General features: G+C 37.0%; 20 protein-coding genes and 1 other annotated feature. Of the genes, 5 read left to right on the top strand and 15 right to left on the bottom strand.

Translation table 11 applies throughout. The features are described from left to right. Positions 1-115 precede the first annotated feature (115 nt). Entirely contained in the window at positions 116-874 is a 759-nt protein-coding gene (locus tag C7K43_RS12175; protein ID WP_124007075.1) for a MurR/RpiR family transcriptional regulator, read from the top strand. Positions 875-922: 48 nt separating this feature from the next. Continuing rightward, positions 923-1,909, top strand: a complete 987-nt coding sequence (locus C7K43_RS12170) for an acyltransferase family protein (protein WP_124007074.1) — start codon at positions 923-925, stop codon at positions 1,907-1,909. Between the two features lie 30 nt (positions 1,910-1,939). On the opposite strand, the gene pepT is transcribed toward C7K43_RS12170, so the two are convergent. The 6 genes from pepT to C7K43_RS12140 form a co-directional block, all read right to left on the bottom strand. Beyond that, positions 1,940-3,163, bottom strand: a complete 1,224-nt coding sequence (gene pepT, locus C7K43_RS12165) for a peptidase T (protein WP_124007073.1) — start codon at positions 3,161-3,163, stop codon at positions 1,940-1,942. A 9-nt stretch (positions 3,164-3,172) separates the two neighbouring features. Next, the gene (locus C7K43_RS12160; RefSeq protein WP_124007072.1) at positions 3,173-4,816 is read right to left on the bottom strand and encodes a peptide ABC transporter substrate-binding protein; all 1,644 of its coding nucleotides are present in this window, start codon (positions 4,814-4,816) and stop codon (positions 3,173-3,175) included. Positions 4,817-4,873: 57 nt separating this feature from the next. After that, positions 4,874-5,103 (bottom strand) — a binding site (T-box leader). Between the two features lie 507 nt (positions 5,104-5,610). Beyond that, on the bottom strand, positions 5,611-6,597 hold the full coding sequence (locus C7K43_RS12155) for a nuclease-related domain-containing protein (RefSeq protein WP_124007071.1): 987 nt from the start codon (positions 6,595-6,597) through the stop codon (positions 5,611-5,613). 90 nt (positions 6,598-6,687) lie between these two features. Then, positions 6,688-9,378 (bottom strand): bifunctional acetaldehyde-CoA/alcohol dehydrogenase, encoded by a 2,691-nt coding sequence (gene adhE / locus C7K43_RS12150; protein WP_124007070.1) that lies wholly within the window; start codon positions 9,376-9,378, stop codon positions 6,688-6,690. 244 nt (positions 9,379-9,622) lie between these two features. After that, positions 9,623-10,393, bottom strand: coding sequence for a zinc ribbon domain-containing protein (locus C7K43_RS12145; RefSeq protein ID WP_124007069.1), 771 nt, complete (start codon positions 10,391-10,393; stop codon positions 9,623-9,625). Positions 10,394-10,413: 20 nt separating this feature from the next. Next, complete coding sequence (locus tag C7K43_RS12140) at positions 10,414-12,180, bottom strand: zinc ribbon domain-containing protein (RefSeq protein WP_124007068.1); 1,767 nt, start codon at positions 12,178-12,180, stop codon at positions 10,414-10,416. A gap of 154 nt (positions 12,181-12,334) precedes the next feature. Here C7K43_RS12140 and C7K43_RS12135 point away from each other — a divergent pair, with 154 nt between their 5' ends. Then, on the top strand, positions 12,335-13,165 hold the full coding sequence (locus C7K43_RS12135; protein ID WP_124007067.1) for a hypothetical protein: 831 nt from the start codon (positions 12,335-12,337) through the stop codon (positions 13,163-13,165). A gap of 58 nt (positions 13,166-13,223) precedes the next feature. Here the strand turns inward: C7K43_RS12135 and galU are convergent, their stop codons facing one another. After that, positions 13,224-14,093 (bottom strand): UTP--glucose-1-phosphate uridylyltransferase GalU, encoded by an 870-nt coding sequence (gene galU / locus C7K43_RS12130; protein WP_124007066.1) that lies wholly within the window; start codon positions 14,091-14,093, stop codon positions 13,224-13,226. Between the two features lie 882 nt (positions 14,094-14,975). Here galU and C7K43_RS12125 point away from each other — a divergent pair. Further along, on the top strand, positions 14,976-16,334 hold the full coding sequence (locus C7K43_RS12125; protein WP_094243264.1) for an IS4 family transposase: 1,359 nt from the start codon (positions 14,976-14,978) through the stop codon (positions 16,332-16,334). Here the strand turns inward: C7K43_RS12125 and C7K43_RS12120 are convergent. After that, complete coding sequence (locus tag C7K43_RS12120; RefSeq protein WP_124007065.1) at positions 16,239-16,766, bottom strand: cupin domain-containing protein; 528 nt, start codon at positions 16,764-16,766, stop codon at positions 16,239-16,241. The genes C7K43_RS12125 and C7K43_RS12120 overlap by 96 nt on opposite strands. A 42-nt stretch (positions 16,767-16,808) precedes the next feature. Further along, on the bottom strand, positions 16,809-17,630 hold the full coding sequence (locus C7K43_RS12115) for a Cof-type HAD-IIB family hydrolase (RefSeq protein WP_124007064.1): 822 nt from the start codon (positions 17,628-17,630) through the stop codon (positions 16,809-16,811). A gap of 253 nt (positions 17,631-17,883) precedes the next feature. Here C7K43_RS12115 and C7K43_RS12110 point away from each other — a divergent pair, with 253 nt between their 5' ends. Then, entirely contained in the window at positions 17,884-18,114 is a 231-nt protein-coding gene (locus C7K43_RS12110) for a hypothetical protein (protein ID WP_124007063.1), read from the top strand. Positions 18,115-18,197: 83 nt separating this feature from the next. On the opposite strand, the gene C7K43_RS12105 is transcribed toward C7K43_RS12110, so the two are convergent. The 6 genes from C7K43_RS12105 to C7K43_RS12080 all read right to left on the bottom strand — a co-directional run bounded on the left by C7K43_RS12105 (position 18,198) and on the right by C7K43_RS12080 (position 24,469). Beyond that, on the bottom strand, positions 18,198-19,235 hold the full coding sequence (locus C7K43_RS12105) for a PTS sugar transporter subunit IIC (RefSeq protein ID WP_124007062.1): 1,038 nt from the start codon (positions 19,233-19,235) through the stop codon (positions 18,198-18,200). 694 nt (positions 19,236-19,929) lie between these two features. Then, complete coding sequence (locus tag C7K43_RS12100) at positions 19,930-20,397, bottom strand: GDSL-type esterase/lipase family protein (RefSeq protein ID WP_157977755.1); 468 nt, start codon at positions 20,395-20,397, stop codon at positions 19,930-19,932. After that, complete coding sequence (locus C7K43_RS12095) at positions 20,325-20,666, bottom strand: SGNH/GDSL hydrolase family protein (protein WP_124007060.1); 342 nt, start codon at positions 20,664-20,666, stop codon at positions 20,325-20,327. The genes C7K43_RS12100 and C7K43_RS12095 overlap by 73 nt, the downstream gene beginning before the upstream one ends. 59 nt (positions 20,667-20,725) lie before the next feature. Next, positions 20,726-22,084 carry an IS4 family transposase gene (locus C7K43_RS12090; RefSeq protein ID WP_094243264.1) on the bottom strand — a complete coding sequence of 453 codons (1,359 nt, stop codon included), beginning with the start codon at positions 22,082-22,084 and terminating at the stop codon, positions 20,726-20,728. Positions 22,085-22,315: 231 nt separating this feature from the next. Further along, positions 22,316-23,266, bottom strand: coding sequence for a sugar-binding transcriptional regulator (locus C7K43_RS12085; protein ID WP_124007059.1), 951 nt, complete (start codon positions 23,264-23,266; stop codon positions 22,316-22,318). Between the two features lie 15 nt (positions 23,267-23,281). Continuing rightward, positions 23,282-24,469: a phosphopentomutase gene (locus tag C7K43_RS12080; protein WP_124007058.1), complete on the bottom strand. Its 1,188-nt coding sequence runs from the start codon at positions 24,467-24,469 to the stop codon at positions 23,282-23,284. Between the last annotated feature and the right edge of the window lie 4 nt (positions 24,470-24,473).

Here is a 24,473-nt window from a genome sequence, read left to right as displayed (position 1 = left end):
TTTTATAGTAAAGCAAAACAGAGGGTGACCCAATCATTTTCAGTCATTTCAATTATCGTTTGCTTTTCTGATTCTAATTTCGTAAAATGAAAGTGATTTCAGAAAGGATTTGCCTATGCGATTAGAAGAACGAATTAACCAAGTAAATAACTTTTCTAATACAGAGTACGTGTTATTAGAATATATCATTTCTGCTAAAAGCAAAGTGATCAATATGCAAGCAGCTGAGCTGGCTAAGCATACCTTTACTTCCCCCGCCAGTGTTACGCGCCTTTCACAAAAATTAGGGTTTAGCGGTTTCAATGAATTTAAATTCTTTTTAAAACAAGAAGTTAGCGAACTCAAAACTAATAAGAAAAAAAGCTGGCATCTTTTACAGTCAGATGTTGAAAAAACGATCAAATTGACCGAAGAAGCCAATTTATTGCCGATCAACCAATTGATTGCTGAAGCGAAAAATATTTTCGTTTTTGGTACGGATTGGGGAGAACGTAACACAGCTGAACTTTTTGTACGAAACTTTATGGCTGTTGGCATCTATATGACTATTATCCCTTCTGTTACTGAATTACGCTGGGTTTCAGAAAAAGTTCAAAAAGATGATGTGATGATCATTATCTCTTACAGTGGCGAAGGCAAAGATGTGACTGAGCTGTCTCAGCTTTTAAAATTAAGGAAAGTAAAAATTGTTTCAATCACTCCCTTAGCCAAAAACCATTTGTCCACTCTGTCTTCCAATAATTTATATTATCAAGCCACTCAACTAGCTGGTGTTTCTGACGACCCGTACGCTGAATACAATTTATTTACAACTTTGCATATCGTTTTAGATGCTTTATTTAGAAATTACTTTGACAATTTTTATTTACAATAATAAAACTTATCAAATGTCATTAAATCTATCTTATTTAGGAGGCTCCCAATGAAAAGAGATATAAGAATCGATGCATTGCGAGCATTAGCCATTTTGTTAATCATGTTGGCTCATACTAGACCACCGCAGTGGCTTTATGAGCTGCGCGATTTTGATGTTATTTTGATAACTTTTATTCTCGGTGCTTCTTATCGTTTAAGTACAGAACGAAAAACGAAAATAAAACCTTACCTAACCTATTTAAAAGAACGATTTATGCGATTAATTATTCCAGCATGGATCTTTTTAACATTATTTTTCCTGACCCTATTCATTTTTATCACAATCACAAATCAAACATTTCCCTTTAGTTTTAGAAAGGTGCTCTCCTCTTATTCTATGATTTGGGGCATTGGTTATATTTGGGTTATTCGTGTATTTTTTATAATCGCTATTTTGTCTCCTCTTCTTTATTGGTTAGCCAAAAAAGCCACGCGTCCGCTGCAAAAATTGAGCCTGATTGTGGTGTGCCTGTTATTACAAAAAGCCTTGAATGCGCTAGTTTCTGGATTATCCGGCATGAGTCATACGATTTTTGAACAGTATGTCGCCATTTCATTCGGTTATGCGCTGGCCGCATTAGTAGGTATGTGGGCAATTCGGCAGAGTAAAAAAGAAAATCTGTTTTTGTTTAGTTGCTTTCTGATTTTATTTTTGTTCACAGCAAATGATCAAAATTTGCCTTCAATTGAAGGCAACAAGTATCCGCCCACTGTTTATTTTATCAGTTATGGATTAGCTATATCTTTGCTACTCTTTTGGCTTGTCAGTAATCAAGTTGTAAGACAAATGCTGCAGAAAATACCAGGTATTGATTGGCTATCACAGCATTCTTTAGAATTATATTATTGGCATTTGTTTCCGATTATGTATTTCAATCTCTTTGTAGAACAAGATCCTTGGCTTTTGCGTTTTTTGACAACTTTTCCTATCGCTTTGATTTTAACGATGCTACAAAGTAAGTTGGTTCCTCATCTTTTCCAACCAAAAAAGTGACCCTTGGTTATCCAAACCAAGGGCTTTTTTTCAGTCGTATTTCACAGATAGCTGGACCATTTCTATCAGTGTCTCCGTTGTTTTTTCCATAGCTTCTAAAGTGATAAACTCATATTGACCATGAAAATTCTCACCTCCGGTAAATATATTAGGCGTTGGCAATCCTTTTAATGAAATTTTTGAGCCATCCGTTCCGCCACGAAAAGGTTGCACGTTTGGCGTGATGCCAATTTTTTCCATCGCATCTTTCGCTAATTTGACTGAGTTAGGATATTGATCAATAATTTGGCGCATATTATAGTACTGATCCTCCATTTCATAATAAAGACGCGGATTAGCAAAACGCCCGTTGATTTCATCAATAATTTCTACAATGGTTTGTTTACGTGTCTCGAATTTCTCTTCGTCGTGATCGCGAATAATATAATTTAATGTCGCATGATCAATTGAACCAGTGAATTTATTGAGTAAGTAAAATCCTTCGTAGCCGCGAGTCTTTTCTGGGACTTCATCTTTTGGCAAAGCTGCATCGAGCTCTTCACCTAATTTAAGTGCATTGACCATTTGACCATAAGCTGTACCCGGATGAACGCTAGTTCCTTCGATTTCAATGGTTATTGTAGCAGCATTAAAGGTTTCGTATTCAAAATTGCCCACACGACCACTATCAACAGTATAAGCGTAACGAACAGGAAATTTTTCAACAGGAAATCGATCTGCTCCACGACCAATTTCCTCATCTGGACCAAAGGCTACCCAAATATCACCTCGGTTTCTATCAGGATGTGCCTTAAAATAACGCAACATCGCTAGGATCTCAGCGATTCCCGCCTTGTCATCGGCGCCCAGCAAGGTTAATCCATTAGTTGTAATCAACGTTTGACCGATGTAATCTTGTAAATTTGGAAATTCTTTTACTTTTAGCACGATATCTGATTCTTTATGCAGCGCAATATCGTTGCCATCATAATTTTCAAAGACTTGTGGTTGAGTATTTTCAGCATTAAAGTCAGCTGTGTCTAGATGGGCAATAAAACCTAAAGCAATTTGCTCCGGATTACCTGGCAATTTCCCCAATAAATAGCCGTTAGCCGTGTCATACGAAACTTCTTCTAAACCCAATTCTTGCAATTTCTTTTCTAATATTTTTGCTAATTCAATTTGTCCTGATGTCGTAGGAATCTGTTCTGAAGTAACATCCGAACGCGTATTGATTCGCACAAAAGCTAAAAAATCATTTAATAATTCACTCATATTTTTCGTTTACTCCTCTATCGTTGCTTCTCGCAAATAAAAATAATCACCAAAGGAATGATAAACTATCCGTTTAACATCAGGGTTAACCAAATAGTTAGCAGCACTTTGATAGATTGGTACCTGCGCCGCATCATCGGACAAAAGTATCTTTTCAGCTTCTTTATAGTCTTCAAACATTTGATTTTCATCATTTGCATCTTCTGTCACAGCTTTTTCAGCCAGTTCACCATATTCTTTATTTTCGTACTCGCCGTAGTTATAAGATGATCCTGGTCGGTATAAATTGAAATAAGAATTCATATCGCTGCTACCAGCAATCCAACCCGATAATGATAATTCATAATCTTTGTTTGTACGCGATTCATTGACATTGTTAGGTGGTTGCGGCGTCACATTAATCGTTACGCCATCCAAATTTTCCTCTAACTGACTTTGGATATACTCAGCTACTTTTTTACTATTATCCAAATCACCTACTAATAGATCCAATTCAACCGAATCCCCTATTTCCTCTTGCGCTTTGGCCCACTCCTTTTTAGCTTCGTCAAGGTCATATTCATTGTAATTTCCACTATACTCGCGGAAGTCTTCTTTGGTCTCACTATTTTCATATAAACCAGCTGGAATCAGGCCATTTAAAGGCTTTGACCCATCATCCAAGACACTTTTAACTAAATTCTCTTTATCTATGGCTAAAGCAAAAGCTTTACGCAAATGAACATTAGCAAGTTCGTCATTGGCTTTTTTATTAAAATCTAAAAATTGATTGGCGACTTCTTGTTGGGAAACTAATGCATCATCATTTTTATATTGTTGAACGAACTGTCCGCTAATATTAGTAAAATCTAAATCACCAGATTCAAACAAATTAATCCCTGTATTTTCTTCTTTTACAGTGGAACCCTGTACTTCATCTAAATTTACAACATCATTATCATAATATTCTGGATTAGGTTTTAATTCCCATGTATCTGAACTACGATCCCAGTTTTCTAAAATAAACGGGCCAGAATAAATAATATCATCACTTGATGCAGCATAATTGTCGCCTTTTTCATTCACATAATCCTCATTTTGCGGAGCTAACCAAGCAATCGAAATAACAGATAAAAATGAAGGCTGTGGGTCAATCAACTGAACTTCAAACGTTTGATCATCAACTGCTTCGATCCCCATCGTATCAATATCTTTTTCACCATTTCGGATATCCAAACTATTTTCGACATTGTCCAACCAGTAAGCATTCGGCCCCATTGTGTCTGGGTTAACTAGTCGCTTCCATGAAAACTCAAAATCGTTAGCTGTAATCGGGGTACCGTCGCTCCACTTAAGTCCATCTCGCAAATGGAAAGTGTATGTTTTGCCATCATCGCTAATATCAACTGATTCTGCCAAGCCAGGAACTTCTTCGCTATTTTCATCCAAGCGATATAACCCTTCAAATAAGTGTTGTGCGACAGTAAATGTCACTTTGTCAGTAGTTTGTGTCGTATCTAACGTTGATAACTGTTCTGGTAAACTGACCGCCAGCGATTGCGACCCCGCAGAGCTATTCCCTTGCGCTGCATCTTCACTTTGCCCTGTACTACAACCTCCCAAAATTAACAATGCTGCTCCCAGTATAAATGCTGCTTTTATCCCCTTTTTCATTCTACATTCCTCCCTTATTTTTTATAAAAAAAAGCCCTCTTACCAGTAATGAACTAGTAAAAGGACGAATAATACGCGGTACCACCTTTTTTCAGAAGTTTCCTTCTCTTATTCCGACAATTATGATTATCGGCGTTCTTTTTTAACGAATGAACTGAATCCGAAATTGCTTACCTATCAACAATTTTTCTCAGAGACCATTTTTCAACTCTTCCAACCAATCTTTTTCACCCACCAAGATCTCTCTAAAAGTTTTTCAAGCCTACTTTTCTCTTCACAGAATTTTTATATTTTTCTGAATACTACCAATAATCTGGAAAAAATGCAACTACTTAGTGACGATTCGTATGGAAATATTTTTTTACCACCAATATTTGTAGTTATTGGAGGCAACTCTTTCGATGTCCCTCCAATTTTTTGCAGATCGGTGGCACATTGCTTAATGTCCCTCCAATATTCTACAGATTGGTGCCACATTGCTTGATGTCCCCCCAATATTTTATGGATCGGTGGTACATTGCTTGATGTCCCTCCGATTTTTTGCAGATCGGTGGCACATTGCTTGATGTCCCTCCAATATTTTATGGATCGGTGGCACATCGCTCGACATGCCTCCAATATTTTATGGATCGGTGCCACATCGCTTAATGTCCCTCCAATATTCTACAGATCGGTGGCACATCGCTTGACATGCCTCCAATTTTTTATGGATCGGTGCCACATTGCTTGATGTCCCCACAATATTTTATGGATCGGTGCCACATCGCTCGATATACCACCAATAGTATTATTATTTAAAAACTGGAATGCCAATTTTTTCTCTTTTCTAGTTTTTCCAAACGAGTAGCTTCATTTTCAAACCAGTAATTAAAGGGTTGGCCGTAATTTTGATATTTACCATCTTTTATATCTGCGTTTAGAGGGACAAAGTAATTTGACAAAGTTTTTTTGATATAGTCACTAGAATATTTTTCTCCAAAAAATTTTATTATTTCACTTCGTTTCAACGGCAAATGATGCATAATAACTCCATATTCGCAGATCGTTCGTAAAAAAGCGATTTGCTTAATTTCAACGTGTCCGCATAAACATTGAAATGTATAACGAGTGGATTTCAACGAAAAACTTCCACATTTTTCGCAATGAATTCCTTTTTTTAAATGATTCAACCTTTCTGTCGAACAGATCCTGCTAGTTGCATAGGATGAAATTTGATATTTTTGTATTAAATTTTGCCAATCAAACTCCTGACTTTGTTGCGTGTGATTTCGTATCTTCATCAGCCACCCAGGTATTTCTTCATAGTTTAAAACAATTTCAGGTAGATCATCGTAAAGAGTGATTCTACCTTGATCATTAATAAAAACAATGACGTTTTGAATTTCCAATGGTAAATGATAATCTTCAAATAAGCGAGTAAAAATTCTCCGCGATCGTCTTGCTTGTTCGATAATATCATTCGCAAAGGTTGTACTCCCTAGTTTTAAGGCATTATTTTCATAGACATAATTCCCTTGGTAGTTCTTTATATCTGCTAAATGAATAGTATTCTTATCTTTAAAAATTTTATCCATCTGTAAAACATCGCCCTTATACTCGAGAGTCACGTCATCCAAACAATCGGTTTCATTTCCTAAAAAATGACGATATAACTGATCAAACGCAACCTCTCCTTGCAAACCATTTAATGAACGTTGATAACTTTTCTCTTCTTCATTACTTAAAGGTCCCCGTTTTCTTATTGCTCCTAACCAAGATAAATCTTGTGACTCCTTGCGCATCTTTTCTGCCTCCTTCAAAATATAGCTTCATACTAAGATACGCAAAAAAGCGACTAAAATTTTTTTATTTTAGTCGCTTTTCCATTTTCTTTAAAATTGGTCCATCAATAATTGACGTAAATCTTCTAAATAAGGTTGTCGTGGGTTACCTGAAGTACATTGGTCGTTGTAAATTAAGTCAATAAGTTGATCAATTGATTTATTGAAATGTTGTTTCGTAACCCCATTTGCTGAAAGCGTTGGTTCTACTTCGACTGCTTTCATTAATTCATCAATCTTCGCACATAATGCTTCAACCAACTCACCATCTGTGGTTCCTTTTAATCCTAGATAACGTGCAATCTCAGCATAATCTTTTTGTCCCCGGTAGACTTCATAACGTGGGAACGGCGTGCGCTTAACATTCCCAGTCGCTGCGTTGAAGCGAACGACGTGAGTCATCGCAATCGAGATAGCTAACCCATGTGGTAAGCCGAATTCGCCGCCAATCTTGTGGGCAATCGAGTGATTGATTCCTAAGAATGCGTTGGCAAATGACATCCCAGCAAGCGTTGCCGCATAATGCATATTTTCACGAGCAGCTTCGCCTTCTAAGGTTGGATTTTTTGGATCATAATTATAAGACGTTTCTAAGTTCTCAAAGATTAACTTAATGGCTTCTAATGCCCAAGGACGAGTGAAATTTGACGAAAGAACGGAAACATATGACTCTAAAGCATGTGACAATGAATCCAGTCCTGACAAAGCGACGGTTCTTTTTGGCACTGTCATTACAAACGCAGGATCAACAATAGCTACTTGTGGCGTTAATTCATAATCAGCCAATGGATACTTCACATGGGTATGATCATCCGTAATAACGGCAAACGGCGTTACTTCTGAGCCGGTTCCTGAAGTCGTCGGTATGGCAAACAGTTTTGTATGTTCCGAGTGATGGAATTTCACAATACGTTTACGGATATCTAAGAATTTTTGTTGTAATTGCACAAATACTTCACTTACTTTTTCATAACTATCTAAAAATCCAGGCGCTTGATCAATCGAATACTCATAGATGTAACGAGCAATTTTAGCTGCATCTAAAGCTGAACCTCCACCCACTGCTAAAATAGCATCTGGCTTAAAGGCCTGCATTTGTCGTGCAATTTCAATCGTTTGACCTAAAGTAGGGTCGGGTTGTACAGATCCATAGATTGATGTTTTGACTGGATCATCACGAATTTCTAGCTGTTCATATACTTTATCAACGAAGCCAAATTGCACCATACCCGGGTCAGCCACAATAAATGCCCGTTCTATTTTTTCGTATTCATCTTGTAGGTACGAAATGGAATTTTCTTCATAATAAACTTTTTCCGGTAAACGAATCCATTGCGGACGATTACGACGTTTAGCAACTGTTTTGATGTTCAATAAATCTTCTGTTGATAAGTTATGAGACAATGAATTTTTCCCCCATGATCCTGTTCCTAAGGTTAGGCTTGATTTTAAAGCATCGGTATAAACGTCCCCGATTGCACCAATTGAATCTGGTTGATTAATGATCACACGTGAAGCCTTCGTTTTTTCTCCATACTCTTCAACAAATGGGTCAATCTGAGAACCGATCTGAATACCAGCATTGTGTCCTGCGCCTTGGTAATTCAACAAATCATCCACAATCTTAATTCCATCTTGACGATCTTTTGCTTTATAGACAGACAGCAGTGGTGATAATTTTTCAGAAGACAATTTTTCCCCAATGTTTTTAGCGTCTAATTCAAATAACAAAACATCTTTTCCTTTTGATAGTTTAACGCCTGCTTGTTCAGCGATCCAGCTAGCTGGCATGCCTGCCACTGCACCATTAACGCCATGATTATCATTAAAAACAAAATCAGCAATTTTTTTGTAATCTTTTTTAGGTACCACATAAGCACCTTTTTCTTGTATTTTTTCTAACCATTCATCATAAACCGGAGCTTCTATAACGGCTGAGTTTTCAGTAGCACAAATCATTCCGTTATCAAAACGCTTGGATAATAATAAGTCTTCTACTGCTCGGCTAATATCAGCTGTATGGTCGACAAAGATGGCGCCATTACCAGGACCTACGCCCATCGATGGGTTTCCTGATTTCAATGCGGCATTTACCATCCCAGGTCCACCTGTGGCCAAAATCGAAGCAATTTTCGGATTTTGAATTAAAGCAGAGGTACTTTCAAGCGACGGCGTTTCTATCCATTGAATAATATCTTTCGGTGCTCCCGCTTTTACTGCTGCATCATAAATAATCTTTGCCGCATGCACGGAACAATTTTGAGCTTGCGGATGAAATGCAAAGACGATGGCGTTTCTCGTTTTCAAGGAGATCAGTGATTTAAACATCGCTGTTGACGTTGGATTCGTCGTAGGAACAATTCCTGCTAAAACGCCCAAAGGGGAAGCAATTTTTACACTACCTAAAACTTTATCTTCTCCAATTACGCCCACTGTCTTATCGTCTTTAATGGAGTGGTAAACATTTTCAGTTGCAAAACGATTTTTGGTATCTTTATCTTCAACAACCCCACGGCCTGTTTCATTGACTGCTTCATGGGCTAACTCTAAAGCCGCTTCTGAACCAGCTAACGCTGCAGCATTGACAATTTTATCTACTTGTTCTTGGGTAAAGCTAGCAAATTCTTGTTCTGCTTTTAAAGCTTTTTCCACTAATGTATCTGTATATTTACGAGCAGCTTCTTCTTTTGTTTGCTTATCTACCGTAACTTTTTGTTCAGTACGTTGCACTGTTTTTTCCATCAAAAATCTCCTCCAAAATAATTTCTTCTTCCGTCGTACGTCTCGATCATTTTATTTTGTGAATTAATTCACTTATTATAATACACTGTTTCCCTTATAATTTCAATACTTTTTTCTTATTTTTTTATTTTGTTTTCAATAAAAGTTTACATTTGTATTTTAGTGAACAAACCCATCAGAGGATTACAAGGCAAAAAATAACCCCCAGATAATTAATCTGGGGACAAAAATCTTGCATATTATTTTAACCAATCGTCGCTATAATTAAAAACCAGTTAATAATCAAATTCAAAGCAAAAATGAGAAGAACGATATAAAAAGGAGCAATTTTTGCTTTCTTTTGTTGGGCATTATGACTAACGGCAAAAATAATTGAGAATTGGAAAAGTGAAAGCGCAAGCAGCATAATAATCAAACAAATTATAGGTGAAAACAAGCGGATAAATAACCCAAAAGCAAAGAGCAGCAAGAATAGGTTAATACCACTTAAAAAATTAGCCAATTGATTGACAGTCTGGTTAAAGGAAACTGTATCTTTTAACGTTATTCTTTCAACTCCATAAGTTATAACCACTGTAATTGCTAAAGCCAATAGATAGAAAATAAATATTCGTAAAAAGAAAGAAAAACCAACTCCATTAACCAAATCTGTGCCAAAAGGGTCATAGCCATAATCATAAGCGCCCATCATAGCCAAAAATTGATTAACCGCACCTATTCCTCTTGAAATGATCATTGTCGACAATAAAGCTTGCAGCAACAAATAAATTCCCATTGAAATATAGCCAAAATACGTCAAATTCCCAGTCAAATCACTAGACGGACGACGCAGCTTTTCCATAAAATAACCAAAATAGCTTTTGCTTAAAGCAATTGTTTGCTGGACTGTTTCATTATCTGCAAATGATTCAGACGTCTGCTCCTCCTTAACTGATTTGGTTTGGTCCTGCCCGCAATTTGGGCAAAATTTTGCTTCCTCTTTTATCTGAGCGCCACAATTAATACAATATTTCATTTTTAATCCCCTAACTTTACTTATTCATAATCACTTTTTGATACTTCTTCAAAATTATCCGAACCACCAAGGTCTTTAATACGCAAATCGCCATCTTCTACTACAAAACTCGCTTTTTTATAACGAAAATATTGATCCGCATTATCCGTATCGTCACTATAATTCGTATCATAGTTTACCACATATTGCACATCATAACTATTTTCTCCTGTGCGTTCAATGTCTTCTACCTCTTCTAAATAGCAAATAACGTAATCTTTTTTGTCCGACTTTCTTGATGGAACAATAAAATTATCCTTAAAATCTACATATTCCTCATTCTCTTTCCCACCTGAAAAATAATCAGCTAATGCATCAGCCTCTGCATCATCGAAGTCAAAATCCTCGTCGGTATAATCTGAAACATCGAAATACAAATCATCCAAAAGCATCTCAATATCAAACTCATCGATTTCTTCTTCCACATCCAATGTTACATAAGCCGCAGTATCAACGTAATCAGTGGGATTGACTGTTTCTTCGTCTGAACTGACCTCAGAATCGCCAAATGTTTGCTTTAATTGTACCTTATAAGGTTGTTGCGTTTTGACAACATCTAAACTATATGTCTCATTTTCCTTGCCTATTGTATCAACCTTTTTACCATTAATATAAAAGTCCCCACTTGTCGCGTTGGTCTGTGGCAAAATATGAAAACTTTCTGGTTGAAAAGTACTTTGACTTTCATCATAATCCTTTTCTAAGTAATTATTCCCATCAAAATCCAAAGGTGCAGAGAGCAGTTCCAGATCTTCCATTTTTTGTTTAATTTGTAATTTTCCATCTTCATTCCAAATAAAATTGGCATTTTTTAACTGGCCATCTTTAATTGTGCCAATCGATTGCCCGTTAAACAACAATTCGCCCGATGAAATATCTGAATTAACATCAAATTTTACTTTTTTTGCCGCAAATGACAGCTCACGACTCCCGTTATCTGACAAATTTTCACGATTTATTTGATCAACTTTTTGTTCGATCTTTTCATCATTCCCATTATTTTCAAAGGTTCCGTCTAATTGATAACTTCCTGGAGCTAAAGGGCCTACTTTCCAGTTGTAATCTTCACTATCAGAAGATCCTTCTTTTTTATCATTAATCGCTAGCTCCATATTTTCGACGTTAGTGTCCACGTCAAAATAAAAGGGTTGTAAAACCAAATCATATTTATCAAATAAAAAGAAAAATTTCCCATCATTTTTTATGTAAAGGTCTTGGCTACTATCATTCTCATTAGTTAAGCTTTTACTGATATAATTGCTATAATCTTTATTATCTTTTGTATAGTTAGTAAACACACGTAAATTTTGAGCAGTAGGTTTAAAGTTTTTATCTGAAGAAACAACACTATCCGCTAATTTTTCTGGATCATTTTCTGCTAATAAATCCTGATAACGTTCAATTTGACTTTCTTTAGAGTAATAAATTTCCCCATATTTATATAAACCAACACCTACTATAAGTAAAGTTACAACAGCAATCAGCAAAATATTATATAATTTTTTGTGGGCACGATAAGCCAAAACAAATTTCGAAGGTTCTGTTTTCGTTTCTTGAGTGCGTTTTTCTTGTAAATTCGTCCCACAAAACTCACAAAAATGCGCAGTTGCTTGGTTTTCTTTCCCACAATTAGGGCAAATGATCTCATCACTTTTTACTTCTTCTTTTTCAACAAGATTCTTACCACAGTTTTCACAGAAATTTTGGTCATCCGGATACTCCATTTTACAATGATCACAGTATTTCATTTCATCACTCCTCCAACAAATTCAATAACACCCTAGTTTTATTTTTACTTAAATCAAAACTAATTACAAGACTTTTTTTGAACTTTTTTCACTAACGCTTACTTTTTTTCGTTTTTATTATATAATGGGTGTAATATTAGAAAGGAGAGAAATAATGAACGGTTACACAGAAGAAGATTTACTTCCCCAAAATGACAAAAAGTTCCGAAAAAAAAGCATGCACGAAGTCTTCGCTCCTAAATTAGCGGATCTTTTAGCATTTCGCAGCAAACAGCCCTATTTACCGATTGATTTAGACCAGTTGTACAAAGAAATCACGATTAGTACTCAAGCAAGTCTTAAAGAAGAGATTTATGCGATTCTTCCTTACGGCGAACACTATACGCAGTCATTTGTTCTTTATAAAGATGCCATAAGATTAGTTGATGTATCAGCAAATTTGCTAGCTGAAAAGTGTTTATATGAACATTTACATATGGAATTTGAAGGCTATAAAAGAACTTTGAAACTCTTTTTTGACAAAGGAATCAATACTATACCAATTGCTAGTAGCGATTTTAGCTTAATTCCGTTTAGCTTAACTTTCCGTCCAACAATGTATAGTTGGATTAATCCCGGAAGAATTGAAAACCTGTTCTCTGCATCAAGTGCTGCCCCCACCGTTGTTCAATTGACAAATGACTTTACTATCACCGTTGATCGCCAGCAACGTCCCATTTTCACCCGTATGAAACGAGCTTTTTTGACCCATGGCATTATTAAACGTGATGTGGAAACACAGCCTGTCAATGTGACCATGAGTTTACTGGAATATCTAGGAATTAGCTCAACAAGAGTAACCAGAAAAATCACTAAAAATGTGCAATATCAGCATATTCCCGGATTTGCTAATGATTTCCACCGAAAATATCAGGAAATTCACGATGCCATCGTCATTGAGAATTGGCTTAATGCAAAAAGCTTACCCAAAAATGAAAGCGATTAACCAAAAAGTGGACTTTATGATCTTGTTTGACCATAAAATCCACTCTTTGTCTTTCAAATTATAGCTTTGCAGCCAGTTCTTGCAGATAGGTTTTTAATTCATCCTTCGTTTCTGGATGATCCAACCCATATTCAATATTAGCTTCGAGCATACCTATTTTAGTACCAACGTCATAACGTTTGCCGGTAAACTCTTGGGCAAAAACACGTTGCGTTTTATTTAATTCATCAATAGAATCAGTTAGTTGAATCTCGCCACCTTGGCCAGGTTGTTGTTTTTCTAATAAGCTAAAAATTTCCGGCGTCAAAAGATAACGACCAATAATAGCTAAATTACTCGGCGCTTTATCCGGTTCAGGCTTTTCAACAAATGAATTGACATCATACAAGCCTTTAGATACTTCTCCATTAGGTTCAATAATGCCATACTTTGAAGTATCCTCATGGGGAACTGGCATCACAGCCAAGGTTGCAGCTTTGGTTTTTTCATAATCATTAATTAACTGCTTTGTCAACGGAACTTTGTTACTTGTGATATCATCGCCTAGCATAACCACAAAAGGTTCATCACCTACAAAAGCTTTGGCTTGTAAAACTGCGTGGCCTAATCCCAAAGGACGCTTTTGGCGTACAAAATGTAAATTAATGTCCGTGGTTTCTTCCACTAATTTTAATAACTCTGTCTTGCCGGTTGATTTCAAATTTTGTTCGAGCTCTATGTTAGCATCAAAATGATCTTCGATTGGGCGTTTAGCCTTTCCCGTTATCACTAAAATATCTTCAATTCCCGAAGCCATCGCTTCTTCTACGATAAATTGAATCGTCGGTTTATCAACGATTGGCAACATTTCTTTGGCGATTGCTTTGGTGGCTGGCAAAAACCGTGTTCCTAAACCAGCTGCTGGAATGACTGCTTTTTTTACTTTCATTTTCTCCTACCTTTCTGCTTCTATCAAATTTGTTTCATTATAGCATATTCTCCGTTGAATTCGCTCCCTTTAACGTACGACTATTTTTTAGCAATACATAAAAAATTCCTCTCTTTTAAACAAATAACGATAAGCTCAATTGTTACTTCCCTGAAACTAGTTCTTATTTTGATTGAAGGAATCTTTTTTGCCTATCTTTTGGCCTATAAATCATTTTAGGAGAAAACTCATCTATAATGATGTTCGAAACTCAAAAAAGCAGGACCTCTTAGCAATGTTCAATTTACAAAAAAAGACCCACCAGCGGGTAACTGGCGGGAAAGGAGTTAAAAATGAAAAAGTGTTTCTAGGGTTGTTTTGTTGGTACAATTATAATGTAACCAAATTTTTTGAACAAATTATGACCATTTCATTTCGATTCAGTAAAAATTAAAATCATCGAACTTTTTTTACAAAAAAAGACCCGCCAGCGGGTAACTGACGGGAAAGGAGTTAAAAATGAAAAAGTGTTTCTAGGGTTGTTTTGTTGGTACAATTATAATGTAACCAAAATTTATGAAGAATTTATGACAAATTCATTCTGATTAAATTAAATCAGCAATTCAATAGCAATTTTCTTGATTTTCATCCATTATTTGCTTGCCAGTAAGAAAATAGTTTCCCTTTCTTACCATAAATTGGATCGTGATCAGGCAAAGAAACTTTTTTTATATTAGCTAACTCAAGTTTCGCACATGTAAAATGATATTAAACAACGGTCTTATCAACTCTTAGGTCGAAAAAAGTCCTGATATTGACTGCCTACCTTTTTATACAAAAAGAACTCCTTTTGTTTTATAATTGATTTAACCACAAACCAAAAACAAAGGAGTTCTTGCCTTTATGGTACACTTAAAAGCTATTAAAAATCAATTACCGAATGAAATAAAAGCCCTTTTTTCTGAATTAAAAGTCACGCAATTTTTAAAACAAGCCCATATGGAAAAGCAAAAAGGGTATTCGGTGGCTATTCTATTCACTTTTCTCTTTAGCCTCGTCTTTAAAGGAAAATCCTTAAACCAAGTTCTCAGTGGGCGGGAAAGCGACCAATACATGAAAAAAGATACCGTGTATCGATGGATGAACAATCCCCATAACAACTGGCGTCTGTTTTTACTTCGGTTTAGTGCGTCTGTCATCGAAAAGCTCCATTCTTTAACGGATACGAAAACCCATATTCGGACGTTGATCTTGGATGATTCGACGTTTTATCGTAATCGAAGCCAAGAGGTACCAGGCTTAGCTCGTCTTTGGGATCATGCGCTCAAACAAGGATACAAAGGGTATCGTATGCTTACTTTAGGGTTCTCCGATGGCTATTCTTTCATTCCGATTGATTTCGGGTTACTATCCGGTAAGAAAAAAGTGAACCAAACCATAGCAGAAAAAGATCAACGAACCGTAGGAGCCAAACGATTCAACGAATCAAGTCGTAAAATGCCCGAAGTGGCACTTGAGATGGTTCAACGCGCCTTGAACCAAGGGATTTACGCCACCCATGTGTTGATGGATAAATGGTTTACTTCCCCTAAAATGATAGACCAATTACACGATATGGGGATTCACACCATTGGGATGGTGAAAAATGGAAAAACCAAATACCTTTTTCATCAACGTTTATACAAGCTGGAAGAACTTTATGCCAAATCTACGAAAGAATATACACAAGAAGCGATTATTTCCTCGATTGTGGTGAAACCAAGCTCCGGCAAAAATCCCGTGAAAATCGTTTTTGTCAAAAATCACAATAAGAAAAGTGCTTGGTTGGCGATTATGACCGATGATCTGGATTTATCTTCCCAAGAAATGGTCAAAACATACTCGGCGAGATGGGACATCGAGACATTTTTTAAGGCATCGAAATCATTGCTTCATCTGACTAAAGAAACACAAACGCGACATTATCAAGCCTTAATTTGTCACACCACCATTGTGTTCACACGGTATATTTTATTAAGCTGGCAGCAGCGCTGTGCCAATGATGAGCGGACCTTAGGTGGCTTATTTTATGAACTGGGCGATCAAATAAAAGAACTCGATTGGTCCGCTGCTCTTATCGAATTAGTACATATTATTCAAGCGGTAAGCGAAGAATCAGGAAGCCAATTACAAGATTTTATTACAAGTCAACTCCAACACTGGGTGGATACTCTGCCCCGTTATATCAAGGCTTATCTCCCAGATTTGGTGTGCGAAACTTGAATTAGCTAATTTTTCCGATCGTTCTTCTTTTTTACCATAACAAATATCAAAATCTTGTCCATTGGGATAAGCACCGATCACTGAAAAACCTGCTGCTTTTTGTAATAACTTATGCCCCGTGCCAGCTGGTAAAATCAATACATCACCGCGTTCAGCTTCCACCTTCTTGCCATTTTCACCACCCATTTGCAATAATGCACTGCCGCCAACAACTACCAGAACTTCATGCGAGTTACTATGATAATGGTGATAAGGAAAAACGCCATTGCGCCAAGCATTGGACCAATTATTTTGAGCAAGTATTTGCTCAAGTTCATCCTCTTCTTCAATTGCATTTTTATAAATTAATAAAGGAAAACTCGGATGATTAGGAATAGAGCCGTCGTCTGTAAAATAAAAGTCGTTGATTATGATTTCTTCCTGTTTCTTCATAATTAGGCCTCCTCGTTTAGAGTATGTATCCGAAGCTAGCTACTAAGAAAATATACGTAAACTTTCATTAATCCCATGGTAAAAGCCATTCTGATCGTTAGCTGGAGCGACCAAATCAGCTACTTGTTTTACTTCTCGGGGAGAATTTCCCATTGCAATGCCGATTCCGGCATGTTGAATCATCGGCATATCATTATAATTATCCCCTATAGCAAGCGTGTTAGATAATGACAACGCGCGTTGCTTAGTTAAAAAGCGTAGCGCCGTTAATTTGGAGACTTGTTGCTGAACAATCTCCAAATAAGTATCCTTTGATTTATTCACTGCAACACCCGTAATATTCATACTTTCAATTTCCAATTGTAAACGATCGATTTCACTAGGAGCCCCCATACATAACGCCTTATGAACGGGATAATTTTCTTTTAAGTACTTTTCCAATGAGATCACTTCCGGAGTTACTTGCGAAATAGCTGCTTCTTGCTTTGTCCAAAAATCTTCTTGCTCAACAAACCAATGATGATTGGAATAAACATTAAAACAAACGTCAGGAAATTTTGCACGTATCGTTTGATACAAAAGCAAAGCATCTCGTTGCTCTAAAGCCAAACTATATAACGTATTCAATTGGTCCTGCTCTTTTTGCACAATTAAAGCGCCATTAAAACAAACAAGAGGCGTTTGGAGTGCTAGTTGATGAGCTAAATAATCCATCGCTTTAGGCGCTCTAGCTGAAGCTAAAGCAACCTCTATTCCCTTTTCATCCAACTTTTTAACGATTTTTTTCGTCTTATCAGTTATTTCATGAGAAGAATTCAGTAACGTTCCATCAATGTCACTTACAACTAACCTGGTTTCTGTCATCAGCTTACCCTTTCATAAATATGATTTATTATTGCTACTACTTAAATTGTAGCATTCTTTAGACTGAATGAAAAAGCAAATGGACATTGCAAACACTCCTTAAATTTAATTCCTCTTACATTTATTTTCACCATTTACGCAAGAATTTTAAGATGCCGTAAACAAAATAAAGTTATCGTTACCTAACTAGCGATCTTTCGTCTATTTAAGGTAAAGTATTTAATAGCAACAAGAAAGGATGTGTTCGTTTAAAATGTTAACAAAAACGCCAGTGATTTCTGTACAAATAAGAAAAGTATTCTATCCATTCATTATTGCCAAAGCAAAGGACGGACATTACCTATATTTAAATCTCAGCGCAACAGAGCGCAAAGACACCGTGTTTTGGGAAGTTATGCTGCGAATTTCGCAAGCGAATTTATGGGTGCCTATCGATAAAAATACCTACCAACTTTTAGAATATGATTGGTTAGAAGATGAATAAAAAAAGTATTCAATCTATAAAAATTCCCTCAGAAAGTAGAGTAAGCTCTAACTTCTGAGGGAGTTTTTATAATGAGCAAGAGATTAGCCCAAAAATTCAAATACTTCTTGACGATTATACAAGTTAAACAATTTCTCGCAGGCATATTGTGAGACAATCGCTGCCACAGCAGGGATAACAATCCAACAAATGGCTGCCATGATTGGCGCTTGTCCTCCTTCAATCGCTGCAAAAGGCCCTACCAAACCAACTAAACCAAAGCCTGCAGAAGAAGGTGTCCCAGTAATGCCTAAAAGAGCAACGGGGAGTGCAGATACAATGGCCGTGAAAAAGCACGGAACCAAAATGATGGGTTTTCGAAATAGATTCGGCATCATCATTTTCATTGCACCTAAAGCAATAGCAATGGTAATCCCTGATTTATTGATTCTCCATGAATTAACAACCAAAACAATTGTAGTCGCACCAACGCCCATTGCTGCAGCACCCGCAGCGACGCCGTCTAATTGAATCGCTAAACCAATTGCAATCGTCGAAATTGGGGAGATAATTAACAGTGCAAACGAACAAGAGATCAAAATACTCATTAAAACAGGTTGTAAGGTCGTAAATGTATTAATAGCAGTTCCAATTGCTGCAGAGATCGTTGTGATATAAGGATATAAATAAAGGCCGATTAAACTTGCACCGGTACCAACAACAATGGGAATACCAATAATTTCAACTGAACCAAATTTATCACCGATTAATAAAATCAATCCTACAGCAATCGCTGCTGTTAACATCGTATTGATAATATCACCCGTGCCTGCGCCAATAAATGCACCTGCTTCTTCGTTAAATTGGATTGAGCCAGAACCAATCAAGGCCGCAACACCGACAACAGACATCCGCATAGGATTTAATTTAAATTGTAGTCCTATCAAAAATCCGATGACTGCTGGAGTTGCAATTTGAAAAAGTTCAGTCGTTTGTGTCCAAGTAACCGCAAATGAATTATCACCAAATGCGCCTAATATTACAGATAACACCGCATTAGGGATTAACCCCACAATAATTCCTGTCGCCGTACCTGCTAGTATTTTATTCAAAAACCTTTTCGGTGTTAGTACTTCTTCCATAACATTCGCTTCCTTTCAATTCTTACCAATTTTCTAAAAATTTTTCATGAGTACGTAATAAACCTTCTTCCATCTTCCTCAACTCCTTTGAAAATTTTCAGTTTTTTTGATGTACCGATCATTATATATAAGACAGATTTAAATTGCAATATAATTATCTGAAAATATCGAATATACTGATAATTTTGTTCGGTTTTTACTTTTTAGACACAAAAAGACCCGCCAGCGGGTAACTGGCGGGAAAGGAGTTAAAAATGAAAAAGTGTTTGTTAGGGTTATTTCGTTGGTATGTTTATAATGTAACCAAAAAATATGAATAATTTATGATGATTCTTTTCTAAAATCATAAAGATTATCTTTGTTTTTATAACCAAGAAAACTTTCTCTGTTGGCTAATAAAAAAAGAGCGTTGAGAGAAGAATCTTGGAGAATTATACACAATGTGTAACTCAACGCTCTTTATTTTTTAATGATACCATTTTCACAGATAAAAAGATAGAACGTTTTTTTAAATAGCAGCTGCTAAACGCTGACAGTATAGGAAAAATTAAACCTGAAACTACATTGCAAGATAAATTAACGTGCGTTTTTGATATAGTATAATGAGTAATTAATGGTATACGACATGAAACATTGCTAAATTTTAATTAAATCGTTGAATTTTTGCCACGAGCAGTAACTGCGTTTCTAACCTTTAATCCGCCTCATCAACGATTTGTTGATAAAAAATATCCGCTAATTCTGCTGATCCTTCTTCATCTGGATGGATACCATCTGGGAAATATTCAGAATGTCCGGTCATTTTTTCATATACGTCGACAAATTCTAAGTCAAATTCGTTGGCGACCTCTTCCACTGTATCCCGTACATTTACCATAACGCCAGGATCAATAGAACCGCTAATGGTTACCTCATTGTCGATAAATGCTGGAGGTGGCGAAGCTAGAATAATTCTAGAAACACTCGATAAATTTTGATAAGTTTCAAGCAGCTCAATATATTCTTCCTTAAACTGTTCGGACCCGTCCCAGTTCGTTGCCTTGGTATCATTTGTGCCTAACATGATGATGACGATCTCAGGATTAAAGTCTAAACTTTTTTGATACTCCTCTGTTGTTTCATAAGGAAAATCACTAGAAGATTGTGCAGCATAGTTTGACACGCCGAAATTATGAACCACATAGCCATGCCTAATAAATCGTCTAATTGTTGTGGATAAAAGTCATCTTCACTAGCAGCAACATACAAATCATAAGTAATACTATCACCGATTGCAGCGATACGAGTGTCATCAGCGTTCACCTCTTCATTATCATTATCAGGCCCTGCCGCACTATTAAAATAAGGAAGACCCACAAAGATGAGGACAAGCAAAACTAGGACAAATACAACGACAATTTTTAGCCAATTTTTTCTCAATAGTTCTCTCATAAATTTGCTCCCCTTTTGTATAAGGATACACAAATTTACCTTCTTTTTAAATAAATAACTCAAGTTTCGCACACCAAATCTGGGAGATAAGCCTTGATATAACGGGGCAGAGTATCCACCCAGTGTTGGAGTTGACTTGTAATAAAATCTTGTAATTGGCTTCCTGATTCTTCGCTTACCGCTTGAATAATATGTACTAATTCGATAAGAGCAGCGGACCAATCGAGTTCTTTTATTTGATCGCCCAGTTCATAAAATAAGCCACCTAAGGTCCGCTCATCATTGGCACAGCGCTGCTGCCAGCTTAATAAAATATACCGTGTGAACACAATGGTGGTGTGACAAATTAAGGCTTGATAATGTCGCGTTTGTGTTTCTTTAGTCAGATGAAGCAATGATTTCGATGCCTTAAAAAATGTCTCGATGTCCCATCTCGCCGAGTATGTTTTGACCATTTCTTGGGAAGATAAATCCAGATCATCGGTCATAATCGCCAACCAAGCACTTTTCTTATTGTGATTTTTGACAAAAACGATTTTCACGGGATTTTTGCCGGAGCTTGGTTTCACCACAATCGAGGAAATAATCGCTTCTTGTGTATATTCTTTCGTAGATTTGGCATAAAGTTCTTCCAGCTTGTATAAACGTTGATGAAAAAGGTATTTGGTTTTTCCATTTTTCACCATCCCAATGGTGTGAATCCCCATATCGTGTAATTGGTCTATCATTTTAGGGGAAGTAAACCATTTATCCATCAACACATGGGTGGCGTAAATCCCTTGGTTCAAGGCGCGTTGAACCATCTCAAGTGCCACTTCGGGCATTTTACGACTTGATTCGTTGAATCGTTTGGCTCCTACGGTTCGTTGATCTTTTTCTGCTATTGTTTGGTTCACTTTTTTCTTACCGGATAGTAACCCGAAATCAATCGGAATGAAAGAATAGCCATCGGAGAACCCTAAAGTAAGCATACGATACCCTTTGTATCCTTGTTTGAGCGCATGATCCCAAAGACGAGCTAAGCCTGGTACCTCTTGGCTTCGATTACGATAAAACGTCGAATCATCCAAGATCAACGTCCGAATATGGGTTTTCGTATCCGTTAAAGAATGGAGCTTTTCGATGACAGACGCACTAAACCGAAGTAAAAACAGACGCCAGTTGTTATGGGGATTGTTCATCCATCGATACACGGTATCTTTTTTCATGTATTGGTCGCTTTCCCGCCCACTGAGAACTTGGTTTAAGGATTTTCCTTTAAAGACGAGGCTAAAGAGAAAAGTGAATAGAATAGCCACCGAATACCCTTTTTGCTTTTCCATATGGGCTTGTTTTAAAAATTGCGTGACTTTTAATTCAGAAAAAAGGGCTTTTATTTCATTCGGTAATTGATTTTTAATAGCTTTTAAGTGTACCATAAAGGCAAGAACTCCTTTGTTTTTGGTTTGTGGTTAAATCAATTATAAAACAAAAGGAGTTCTTTTTGTATAAAAAGGTAGGCAGTCAATATCAGGACTTTTTTCGACCTAAGAGTTGATAAGACCGTTGTTTAATATCATTTTACATGTGCGAAACTTGAGTAAATAACTACAAAAAAGCTAAGATAAACCATGATCGTTTACCTTAGCTTTCTCTTTGCACTAAATCGGTCAATCGCAATCCATCAAGTTTTGCGCTAAAACAGCATCAAAAATTCCTTGATTAGCATATCCTGCTTTTAATACCGCATGGACGGCTGCTGTTTTTTTAGCTCCACCGGCTACCAAAATAGAATGCTCTTTCTTTTTCAATTCTGCCAGTTCGATGCCCACTGTGCGACTGTCTAACTCTTGATTGACCAATTGCCCCTTGCAATCGATAAAACGTGACACAACATCACCCACGGCTTTTTCGCGTAAGCTTGCTTTTTGTTTCTCGTCTAAGTAACCTAAGTTAAAAAGCAAAGCATCTTTGCGCACAGAACCCACTGTGAATAAAGCAATATTGGCTTGTTTGCCAAGCTCCAAAATCGATTTGATAAATTGATCTTGTTCTACGAGATCTTTTGTAGTCTGGTTGTCAAAGAAAGTGGGCAAAGGTAAATATTGTGCCTGTGCATTAAAAGCAGCGGCTAATTCATTCAAGCTTTCATAGGCATAAGTTTTCTCAAAGCCAAAACTAAAACTTCCCTTTAACTGGACCGTTTGAACGCCTGTAATTTCTTGTTTTTCTAAGTGAGAAGTTACCGCATGAATAGTCTTTCCCCAACCGATGCCAATCACATCTGTCGGTTGAACAATTTGCGTTAAGTGGGCAGCGGCATAAGCGCCTAAACGATCCAACATAGTCTTTTGTTCTTGATATTGGTCAGGTACCACCTGAATGTCCATAGCATACTTTTCTGACAAGACTGCTGCCAGTGCTTGGAAATCGACAAAGGGGTTTTCCACTTTGATTTTAACTAGACCAGCTTCTTTCGCCACTTGTAAAAAACGTGAAATGGTAGGCCGTGAAATCTGCAGTCTTTCTGCAATCGCCGCTTGTCCCAGATTTTCTTCATAATAAAGCTTGGCAACGGTCAGTGCTTGCTTCAGTCTGGCTTTTTCGTCCTGTTGTGCCATTTTTTACACCATCTTCTAAATCAATTCTTGCAAAAAGCTGGTTCCTTTACCCGAACCTTTGACATTAAAGTTATTTAGAACGGTTGCGCCCAAATCTGAAAAAGTAGCGCGGATACCTAAGCTCTCGCTTTTTTCCATGCTAGGTGAGTAAGCTAAAAGCGGTACTTGTTCTCTAGTATGATCTGTTCCTTTAAAACCAGGGTCATTGCCGTGATCTGCGGTAATGAGCAATAAATCATCTTCTTTTAATTGTTCTAATACAGTCGCTAAGCGTTGGTCAAAATCCATCAAGGCTTGGCCAAAACCAATTGGATTACGACGATGGCCATACATTGAGTCAAAATCAACCAAATTCACAAAACAAAAACCGGTGAAATCTTGGCTCATTACATGATCAACATGATCCATGCCATCCATATTATCCTCATTATGATAGACTTCATCCAATCCATTACCGGAAAAAATATCATTGATTTTGCCGATGCCAATTGTTTTTATACCACTCGCTTGTAAGTAATCCAGATCGGTTTTTCCAGTTGGTTCCAATGAATAATCATGGCGATGCGAAGTTCGAGTAAAGTTGTCTTTATTCGTTCCCACGTAAGGGCGTGCAATCACACGACCTAGTGTGTATTTAGGCCCATTAACTAAGCTGCGGGCATATTCGCAAATCCGATACAATTCATCTAATGGAATGACTTCTTCATGAGCAGCGATTTGTAAAACCGAATCGCCAGAAGTATAAATAATGAGATCTCCAGTTTCTAATTGATGTTCGCCTAGTTCTTCAATAATTTTCGTTCCTGAAGCTGGCAGATTCCCCACAATTTTGCGTCCAGAAAAATCAGCAATCTTCGCTAGTAATTCATCAGGAAAACCATTTGGGAAAAAGTCTAACGGCTGTATCACAGGCAATCCCATCATTTCCCAATGGCCATCCATACTGTCTTTACCGGCCGAAATTTCCGTCATTTTACCATAATAGCCCAATGGATTTTCCACCGCGGGTACTCCTTCAATGGCTTGTTCGCGTAAATTTGAAAGTCCCAATTTTTGTAAATTCGGCAAGGCTAGTTTTCCTTCATAAGCTTCTCCAATGTGACCTAAGGTGTCAGAACCTTCATCGCCAAATTTATCGGCATCAGGTGCTGCACCTGTTCCTACTGAATCTAATACAATCGTAAAAACTCGTTTGTAACTCATCTGT

Origin of the sequence: Tetragenococcus koreensis (genome assembly GCF_003795145.1) — a bacterium.
Taxonomy (GTDB): domain Bacteria; phylum Bacillota; class Bacilli; order Lactobacillales; family Enterococcaceae; genus Tetragenococcus; species Tetragenococcus koreensis.
The sequence above is the reverse complement of the archived record's forward strand: the minus strand, read 5'-3'. Positions and strand labels throughout refer to the sequence as shown.